Origin of the sequence: Aeromonas sp. R1-1 (genome assembly GCF_040908495.1) — a bacterium.
Classification (GTDB): domain Bacteria; phylum Pseudomonadota; class Gammaproteobacteria; order Enterobacterales; family Aeromonadaceae; genus Aeromonas; species Aeromonas veronii.
Window position 1 is genome coordinate 23,229 of sequence record NZ_JBFODV010000200.1, and the last position, 8,876, is coordinate 32,104.

8 protein-coding genes are annotated in these 8,876 nt (G+C 60.1%); 5 read left to right on the plus strand and 3 right to left on the minus strand.

The window, feature by feature from the left end; translation table 11 throughout:
• The first annotated feature begins 152 nt into the window (after positions 1 to 152).
• Positions 153 to 707 carry a YqgE/AlgH family protein gene (locus AB5Y92_RS12855; protein WP_005349793.1) on the plus strand — a complete coding sequence of 185 codons (555 nt, stop codon included), beginning with the start codon at positions 153 to 155 and terminating at the stop codon, positions 705 to 707.
• A gap of 43 nt (positions 708 to 750) precedes the next feature.
• Positions 751 to 1,173 (plus strand): Holliday junction resolvase RuvX, encoded by a 423-nt coding sequence (gene ruvX / locus AB5Y92_RS12860; RefSeq protein ID WP_005343821.1) that lies wholly within the window; start codon positions 751 to 753, stop codon positions 1,171 to 1,173.
• 57 nt (positions 1,174 to 1,230) lie between these two features.
• Here ruvX and dtpB read toward each other — a convergent pair whose 3' ends face one another.
• From dtpB to AB5Y92_RS12875, 3 genes are all read right to left on the minus strand, one after another.
• Positions 1,231 to 2,736 carry a dipeptide/tripeptide permease DtpB gene (gene dtpB, locus AB5Y92_RS12865; RefSeq protein ID WP_368226907.1) on the minus strand — a complete coding sequence of 502 codons (1,506 nt, stop codon included), beginning with the start codon at positions 2,734 to 2,736 and terminating at the stop codon, positions 1,231 to 1,233.
• 711 nt (positions 2,737 to 3,447) lie between these two features.
• Positions 3,448 to 4,410 (minus strand): HTH-type transcriptional regulator YidZ, encoded by a 963-nt coding sequence (gene yidZ / locus AB5Y92_RS12870; RefSeq protein ID WP_368226909.1) that lies wholly within the window; start codon positions 4,408 to 4,410, stop codon positions 3,448 to 3,450.
• Positions 4,411 to 4,428: 18 nt separating this feature from the next.
• Entirely contained in the window at positions 4,429 to 5,601 is a 1,173-nt protein-coding gene (locus tag AB5Y92_RS12875) for an MFS transporter (RefSeq protein WP_164537517.1), read from the minus strand.
• 366 nt (positions 5,602 to 5,967) lie between these two features.
• Between AB5Y92_RS12875 and AB5Y92_RS12880 the strand changes: the two genes are divergently transcribed.
• From AB5Y92_RS12880 to AB5Y92_RS12890, 3 genes are all read left to right on the plus strand, one after another.
• On the plus strand, positions 5,968 to 6,888 hold the full coding sequence (locus AB5Y92_RS12880; protein ID WP_150390599.1) for a MoxR family ATPase: 921 nt from the start codon (positions 5,968 to 5,970) through the stop codon (positions 6,886 to 6,888).
• Positions 6,888 to 7,883, plus strand: coding sequence for a DUF58 domain-containing protein (locus AB5Y92_RS12885; protein ID WP_201986992.1), 996 nt, complete (start codon positions 6,888 to 6,890; stop codon positions 7,881 to 7,883). The genes AB5Y92_RS12880 and AB5Y92_RS12885 overlap by 1 nt, the downstream gene beginning before the upstream one ends.
• Positions 7,870 to 8,876 (plus strand): DUF3488 domain-containing protein (locus AB5Y92_RS12890; protein WP_368226908.1); only part of this gene is annotated, 1,007 nt, incomplete at its 3' end. The genes AB5Y92_RS12885 and AB5Y92_RS12890, both read left to right, overlap by 14 nt.

The following is an 8,876-nucleotide window of genomic DNA, read 5'->3' on the forward strand; positions in this document are numbered from 1 at the left end:
GCCCGGAAACAGAGAGGGTGGCCCGGCGCCACCCCCTCTGTTTCAAGACAATCCGGAAAGGGGCGGGATCTCGCCCAGCCCAAAAAGCGGTTTTTCCCATGGGGATCAACTGCCATAATTGACCTCAAATACCTTTGCACTATTTGGCCTCTATGCAAACACTGCAAAATCACTTCCTGCTTGCCATGCCAAGCCTGACGGATCCCTACTTCGAGCGCTCGCTGGTCTATCTGTGCGAGCACAACGAAGAGGGCGCCATGGGACTGGTCGTCAACATTCCGGTCGAGATGTCGCTGGAAACCATGCTGACCCAGCTCCAGCTCAATCCGCCCAACAACCCGGAGCTCAAGCAGCCGGTGCTGCAAGGGGGGCCGGTTCACGCCGATCGCGGCTTCGTGCTGCACAGCTTCCGCCCCGGTTTCAACTCCACCCTGCAGGTGGGGGATGAGATGATGGTGACCACCTCCAAGGATATTCTGGAAACCCTGGGTACGAGCGAAGCCCCTGCCCATTGGCTGGTGGCCCTTGGCTATGCCGGCTGGAGCGCCGGGCAGCTGGAGCAGGAGCTGGTGGACGGCGCCTGGCTGGTGATCCCCCCCAATCCGGCTCTGGTGTTCAAGACCCCCATTCACAAACGTTGGCAGCAAGCTGCCGCCAGCATAGGGGTGAACCCGGTTCACCTCTCCAGCGATATCGGCCACAGCTGATCGGCTGGCCCGCTCCGCTCTCTATTTCAAGGATTTATCAGTTATGTCATCACGCAGCATCATGGGCTTTGACTATGGCACCAAGAGCATTGGCGTCGCCATCGGTCAGGAGCTGACTGGCACAGCCCAGCCTCTGCGCGCCCTCAAGGCCAACGACGGCATCCCCAACTGGGACGAGATTGAGAAGCTGCTCAAGGAGTGGCAACCGGACCTGCTGGTGGTCGGCCTGCCGCTGAACATGGATGGCACCGATCAGGAGATCACGGTACGGGCCCGCAAATTCGGCAACCGGCTGCATGGCCGTTTCGGCAAGCCGGTGGAATTCAAGGATGAGCGGCTCACCACCACAGATGCCCGCGCCCGCCTGTTTGAGCGAGGCGGCTATCGCGCGCTGGAAAAAGGCAGTGTGGACGGCGTCTCGGCGCAGTTGATCGTCGAAGCCTGGATGGAAGAGCAGTACAACTAAGCCATCAACAGCAAGGCAAGGGTCGCCGCCCTTGCCTTGTCTCGCACAATCCCCTCATTACACCTGTGATTGACCCGCGACCAGCCCTTCGGCTTCGGTCGGCGTCGCATTCATCATCCGGTTGAGCCAGGGCACCATCAGCCCCATCACTACCGCAATCAGCAGAGTCGCCATCCCGATCTTGCCAAATACGCCGGTGTAAATGGGCAAAGTTTGCAGCGGATCCGTCATCCCTTGCGGCACGGCGGTAAAGGTCGCCACATAGCCTCCCAGCAGGGATGCCATCGCTTGAGTCAGGAACCACATTCCGAGAATGAAGCCCATCAGCCGTTGCGGCACCAGCGCGGCGACCATCGCCAGCCCCAAGGCGCTTATCATCAGCTCGCCCAGACTCTGGAACAGGTAGATAAGCACCATAAACCAGGGGGAGGTAAGCCCCTGTTCATCGGCAAACCACCAGCCGGATGCAGCCGCCGTCAGAAAGCCCAGCGAGCAGAAGAACATCCCGAGGGTGAATTTGAGCGGCATGGTGAGATCCCGCCCCTTGCTGCCCATCCGGGTATAGATCATCGCGAGTACCGGGCTACCCACCACCACCCAGAAGGGGTTGAGCGCCTGGAAGCTGATGGGGTTGACGCTCATGCCCAGCATTTCGTGGTGCATGTTGTTGATGGCAAAGAAGTTGAGAGACGTCGGCATCTGGGCGTAAAGCACATAGAAGAGCACCGCCTCCAGCATCAGCACGAAGGCCACATACATCTTGTTGCGGCCCACGCTGTCGAGCTTGAACGCCTCGCGAAAAAAGAATATCACCACGGCGATGGTCACCGTCATCAGCACCATGTTGGCGATCACCACGTGGTGCATCAGCCAGGCACAGAAGAAGACCATGGCTACCGAACCCAATATAACCAGCAGCAGCTTGCTGTAATTCAGTGGCAGGTGATCCGGCTCGGAGCCAATATCCTTGACCATATTGCGACAGGCAAAGAAGGTGAGCAGCGCAATAATCAGCCCCACCCCGCACAGGTTATAGGTCACGGTATAGCCGTAGTGATCGGCAATCACCGGAGCGAGCGAGAGGGAAATAAGGGAGCCGATATTGATCGACATATAGAACAGGGTAAACGCCCCATCCAGCCGCGGATCTTTTGGCTGGTAGCATTTTGACAGCAGGCTGGCCGGATTGGCCTTGAACAGGCAGTTACCGACCGCGATGGTGCCTAGCGCATAGAAAATCAGGTCGGGATTGTAGATAGAGAGGCCGGTCATAAAGTAGCCTATCACCAACACCACTGCCCCCAGCACCATGGTGCGCTTGGTGCCGAGAATATGGTCGCCGACATAGCCACCGACCGAGATCAGACCATATACCAGCGCCGAGAAGGCACCGAAAGTAATAAAGGATTGCTCTTGGGAAAATCCCAGTTGCTGTACAAAGAAAACCGCCAGGATCCCCTGCACGCCGTAATAACCGAAGCGCTCCCAGAGTTCGACGAAAAATATCATGAAGAAGGGTTTGGGTTGTTGTAACAACCCTGTGGGTGCTGTTGCTGGACGCATATCAACCTGCCTTTGCTGAGATTTATTTTTATTAATCTGATGGTGGCTGCCGCACTATTTTTTGCCCGCTATTGCCATAACGGGGAGCGCAGTCAGCCTGCCAATCTGGCTATTTTCGGGTGCACGCGCCCCGTTCGATGAAAGGTGTCTTTCATCTAGCCGGTTTCAATTACGGGTTATCGGGGGATGGTGAGTGGCGTCTCCCAGTACAGTTGCCGGCTCCGGGTTCTACCTTTGCTGCATCCCTTTACTCAAGCCGGTTTATCAACCTTGATGCTTATTCCCCTCTGCTCCGTCACTCATGGCTGGTGGCTTGATAGCCGGGGCATGACACGGCCACAGACGACCTGTGGGGCTGGCTCACGCCGCGCTCTACTGGCTATCACACTACACAGGCGCTATCTAACCCCGCCATTCCAAGGGATGTCATGCTATATCACTGCAAATACAGGAACTTAATGGTCGATCACACTTTAAAAGTGACTATCAGTGAAGTTTTCTAATGAAACCACATGAATTTTTTTCGTGAAAAGAGCTTCACTCGAGACGTGCAACCAAGGCCAATCTGTGCATAAAGAGAGTTGAATGGCACACAGTTTGAACCCGATCTCGGCACTTAAGTCGTGCAAAAGCCCACTCATCCGGGCGATACGACAACAAAAAGCCGGAGCAGATGGCTCCGGCTGATCGATGGGCACCGTCACGGTCACATTAGCGTGGCGATTCGTCGTTGTAGAGCCGCCGGATCTCGTTGCGCAGCCACATCACCTTGGCATCCTGATTGTGCCGTTTGTGCCACAGCAGGATGAAGGCGATCTCAAGCTGGGCATAGAGCTTTTCGGGTAGCGGCAGCGGCATGGCGATCAGATTGCCATGATGCCGACTGGCATAACCACCGCAGTAGGAAGGAGCCACCGCAATCAGCTCATGGCTCGACTGGGAGGCAATATGCAGCGCCTGCTCGAAGCTGGAGACCATGATGGGCACCTCCCGCTTCCGCCCCTCGTCCTCCAGCAGGCTGTCGAGGGCCCAAGTATCGTTCGCTTCCCACACCATGCTGATCTGGGGGCAGGCCAGAAAGTTCTCCAGCGACCACTTCTGCTGGAGCAAGGGGTGATCCTTGCGCAGAAAGACCACCGGGCGATCGGTGAACAGCACCTCATGATCGATGTAGTAGGGCAAGCGGTTGACCTTGGCCAGAGAGCGGCCATGGGTCTCGCGGGCACAAAAGCCGAGATCCGCATCGCCGTTGACGATGTCGTTGAGGGAGTGGTGATCCCACCCCAGCATCCTGACCACCGAGTTGGGGTACTTCTGGTAGATGGTCATGGGCAGATCGCTCAGGAAGCTGATGTAGAAGGGGGACTCCATCACCAGGGTGAAGCGGGCACCATCGGGGATCGCCTCGCTATTGAGCGAGGTGATGCTGTCAGTGAGCTGGAACCAGACCTTCAGCTCCTCCTCCAGGGTCAGGGAGAGGTTGGTGGGCTGCAACCCCTGCCGTACCCGTACAAACAGGGGATCGTCAAACCACTCCCGCAATTTGGCCAAAGACTTGCTCACCGCCGACGGAGTGACACAGAGCTTTTTCGCCGCCCCTGCCACACTGCGCTCCTGCATCAGGTACTTGAATACCACCAGCAGGTTCAAATCGAGTTCACCCAGATTGCGCATATCCCCTCTCATCTTCCATCAGCCCTGCGACCGCGCTTCACGAAGCGCGAGCCATGGTAACAGCCCTTTGACAGCCAGGTAACTGAGCAGTGCCAGCAGCAAGGCGCAGATCAGCATCTCGGACGGAGTAAAGCCGAGCTGGCCAAGCAACCAGATATAGAGGCCGGAGAGGCTGATCTGCATGATGCAGAGCACCGCGCTGGCGAACGCCACATTGTGTTGACAACCATCGAGCGCCTCCCCCATCGCCCCCCCGAAGCCACAGGAGAAGCCGACACAGACCAGTGCAAATCCCGGCAGCAGCAGATGGATATCGCCCCCCGTCTGCCAGCTGCCGAACAGTGAGCACGCCGCCAGCAGATAGCAGAGATGAGACACCGCCAGCACTTTCTGTTTGCCCAACCAGCGCAACAGCAGGGGCGTCAGGAAGGAGGTGGACATACTCACGCCGGCCATCACCATCATCACGATGGAGTACTGCTCGGTAGTGAAGCCAAACTCCTTCATCAGGATCAGCGGCGAGACGCTGACATAGACCAGAATGGCGGTCACGCTGGCACTGGTCAGCAGGGAGAGCAACATAAAGCGCGGGGAGCGCAGCAGGGCAAATGGCAGCGCCGCGCCACTGCCCGGTTGCCGCGCCGGGCGGGTCTCCTTGAGCAGAAGCAAGTTCACCAGACCGCTAACGGCCGCCACCAGCGCCATCGCCACGAAGATCCCGCGCCAATCAAAATGTGACAGGATGAGGTAACCGAGCACCGGCGCCAGCACCGGGATCACGCAGATGACCCCGTTGATCATCGAGAGCGCCATCGCCAGCCGCTCCTGACACAGCACGTCCCGCAGCACGGTAAAGGTCATGATATACAGCGCCCCCGCCCCGACTCCTTGCCAGAAACGGCCGAAATAGAACTGACTTATCCCCTCTGCACTGCCTGCCACCAGCGAGGCAAGGACAAAAATCAGCGCGCCCCCGAGCACCACCCAGCGCCGCCCGTAGCGATCGGCAATCATCCCGCCCAGCAGCACGGTGGCTGCCATGCCAAACAGATAGATAGAGAAGGCGGTGTGGATCTGCGCCTCGCTCGCCTGCAGGGTATCGGCAATCTGGGGCACAGCGACCAGATAGAGATCGATCCCGACCGGATAGAGGATGATCATCAGAAAAGTACACAACAGGAATACAGGCATGAACGCTCCATAACAGATTGGCGTGCCGATGCCTGCCAGATCACAGCGACAGGCGAACAGTGGCGGGGCCAAGGTGGTGACAAAGGTAGCAACGCAGCGCGTCGCAATGGGGGCAACTATATGGGCGCCCAGCGCCCTCACCTAGTGAAGAGATGGCGATCGGTACATTCCAATCAGGAAATATTGTATTGATTTACGTGCCTAGGCGGCCATATTTAATCGACCAGAGGCCGTAAGAAACCGGGTCACCTCCCGCTCATAGCCATCCCTGCGCAGCACTTTTACCGCCCGTCTGTTATCTGCCTTCACCCTTGCGGGCGTATAAGCTGTAGGTGCGACGCAATACAGGGAATGTGTATGAAGGGAATGAAGAGAGAAGAGCAGATTGCCGGGCTGCTGGCAGCACTGGAGCAAGTCATTCTGGGCAAGCCGCTGCAACTGAAAATCGCGCTGGTGACCCTGCTGGCGCGCGGTCATCTGCTGATCGAGGATCTGCCCGGCATGGGCAAAACCACCCTGGCCCACGCGCTGGCGCAGGTGCTGGGGCTGGCATGCAGGCGCATGCAGTTCACCGCCGATCTGCTCCCCGCCGACCTGCTGGGGCTGCAGATTTTTGACCCCCAGCAACAAACATTTCGCTTTCACCCCGGCCCCATCTTCACCCAGGTTCTACTGGCAGACGAGATCAACCGCGCCAGCCCCAAGGTGCAGAGCGCCCTGCTGGAGGCGATGGCCGAGGGCAAGGTGAGCATCGAGGGCCACACGCACCCACTCCCCGATCCATTTTTCGTCATCGCCACCCAGAATCCGGCGGATCAGGCGGGCACCTATCCGCTGCCGGAGTCCCAGCTCGACCGCTTCGCCGTGCGACTCTCGCTGGGTTTTCCGCCGCGAGAAGCGGAGCGCCAGTTGCTACGCGGCCACCAACCGACTGGCCCATTGCCCGCCATGCTGGATGCTGCCGGACTCGCCACCTTGCAAAGCGAAGGGGATGCCATCCATGTTTCGGATGCCACCCTCGACTACCTGCTGGCACTGGTGCACCAGAGCCGCTTTGATGGGGAGCTGCCACAGCCCCTCTCCCCCCGGGCAGCCCAGACCTTGCTGGCGGTGAGCCGGGCTTGGGCGCTGGTGGCGGGGCGGCGCTTTGTCACGGTGGAGGATGTGCAGGCAGTCTTCCCCTATGTGGCCGAGCATCGGCTGCGGGGCAGCTTTGGCGTGCAACACGGCGAAGCCTGTCCCCTTAGCCAGCGATTGCTGGCCCGGGTCGATCCGGACAATCCCTGATGAGCAAATTGCTAAACCGTTGGCAGCAGTGGCGAGCCCGCTGGCAGCGACGCTGGCTCGACCGCCGCATTCCCCCGGCCCGCCAGATAACGCTGGGACCGAGAACCCTCTTTATCCTCCCCACCCGCATGGGGCTGCTCTATCTGCTGGTGCTGCTCGCCATCTATCTGCTCGGCACCAACTATCAGAACAATCTGGTGCTGCTGGTGGCCTACTGCCTCGGCAGCCTGTTTATGGCCGCCATGTGGCTCACCCACCGCAACCTGCTGGGGTTGGAGCTGCTGGGTGGCCCGCTGGTGCTGGGGGAAGCGGGTAGCCAGCTGCCTATCCGTATCTTGGTGCAGAGTCCGCGCCCGGTGCTGGCACTCCATTTTAGCCTCAACGAAGGATCCCTCTGGCTGGCACAGGCCGACGCTGTGCCCAGCTCAGTTATCTTGCCAGTATCAGGCTCTCACCGCGGGCCACTGCCCCTTGGTCGATTGCGGGTCGAGAGCCGCTACCCCCTCGGCCTGTTTCGCTGCTGGTCCCTGCTGGACTTGCAGTTGGAGGGCTGGCTTTCCCCCAAACCGGCATTCGGGGCGCTAAGAGGGGAACATGCGACCCAAAGCGAGGGGCATCAGGGCCAACCCGCTCCAGCGAATCTCGGTGACTTTGATACCCTACGGACACATCAGGCCGGTGAACCACTGAGCCGGGTCGCCTGGAAGCAACTTGCCCAGGGGCGCGGCCTGCTGACCAAACAGTTCAATGAACCTCAGCAGGATGACTCTCACCTCACCTTGCAGCGGGTCGCGGGTGGGGATCTGGAGCAGCGGCTGGCGGTGCTGGCCTGGTGGTGCGCCGATTACGGCAAGCGGGGTATCCCCTTCACCCTGACGCTGGCAAACCAGACGCTGGGGCCCGATAGTGGCGCCACCTTTGTGCAGCGCTGCCTGCTGGCACTAGCCCAGTTCGATGCCACACCACCGAAGAGCACGCCCGATGCTGCTCGATAACCGCCGCCTGCTGCCACTCATCGCCCTGCAACAGCTGCTGCTGGTCGCTGCGCTCTGGCCCCAGTTGCAACTCTGGGTAGTGACAGTGGGCGCCATCACCCTCGGCGTCCGGGCCATGATGCTGTGGCGCGGCTGGCCGCCCCTGCCTGCCCGCTGGTTGGCGCTGCTGGCCATCACAACCGTGGTGTTGCTGGGGTTGCAGTGGCGCACATTGGGCACCCTGCCCGCCCTGATCAATCTGCTCTGGCTCGGCTATAGCCTCAAGATGATCGAGGTACGGCGCGAGCGGGATATCGAGCTGGTGCTGCTGCTCGCCTTCTTTCTCATCGCGCTGGCGCTGGTGCAGCGACAGAGCATCGGCTGGACGGCCGGAATGACAATAGCGCTCTGGCTGGCAGTGACCGCGCTGGTGGCCGCCGTCGCCCCCGAACAGAAAAGGCCATGGCGCAGTGCGGGTGGTGCCCTGCTGCTGGCGCTTCCCCTGCTCATCACTCTGTTTCTGCTGCTGCCAAGGCTGCCGCCCCTCTGGCAGATGCCCACCACCAGCCGTGCCCTGTCGGGCCTCTCTGAAGAGCTGGCCCCCGGCGATATCAGCGAACTGGTCAACTCCTCGGAGCTGGCGTTTCGGGTCACTTTTGCCGATGGCCCGCCCCCTGCCCGCGAGCGCTACTTTCCGGTGATGCGCCAAGAGGTTTTCGATGGCCAGCGCTGGTTGCTGAGCCCCGAGGTCAGGGCGTGGCAACGGACGGTGCCGGTGCAGACCGGGCTCACCCTTCTGGCATCTTCTTCTCAGGCTAACACTCAACTGGCAGATAGCCCGTTGCCAGCCGGGAGCTACGAGGTGATCGCCGAGCCCCAGCGCCACCGCTGGGCCTTTGCCCTGAGTGAACCGCGTCTGCTGGCGGGCCCTGTGCTGCTTACCCCTCTCGACACCCTCTATCGGCAGCTCGACATGATAGTAGGCTCCGCTGCGTTTGAGCAGCATATGCTTGC

Excerpts from the sequence above, each read along its gene's own strand:
- AB5Y92_RS12855 (WP_005349793.1), top strand. The coding sequence starts at position 153 with ATGCAAACACTGCAAAATCACTTCCTGCTTGCCATGCCAAGCCTGACG.
- ruvX (WP_005343821.1), top strand. The coding sequence starts at position 751 with ATGTCATCACGCAGCATCATGGGCTTTGACTATGGCACCAAGAGCATT.
- dtpB (WP_368226907.1), bottom strand. The coding sequence starts at position 2,736 with ATGCGTCCAGCAACAGCACCCACAGGGTTGTTACAACAACCCAAACCC.
- yidZ (WP_368226909.1), bottom strand. The coding sequence starts at position 4,410 with ATGCGCAATCTGGGTGAACTCGATTTGAACCTGCTGGTGGTATTCAAG.
- AB5Y92_RS12875 (WP_164537517.1), bottom strand. The coding sequence starts at position 5,601 with ATGCCTGTATTCCTGTTGTGTACTTTTCTGATGATCATCCTCTATCCG.
- AB5Y92_RS12880 (WP_150390599.1), top strand. The coding sequence starts at position 5,968 with ATGAAGAGAGAAGAGCAGATTGCCGGGCTGCTGGCAGCACTGGAGCAA.
- AB5Y92_RS12885 (WP_201986992.1), top strand. The coding sequence starts at position 6,888 with ATGAGCAAATTGCTAAACCGTTGGCAGCAGTGGCGAGCCCGCTGGCAG.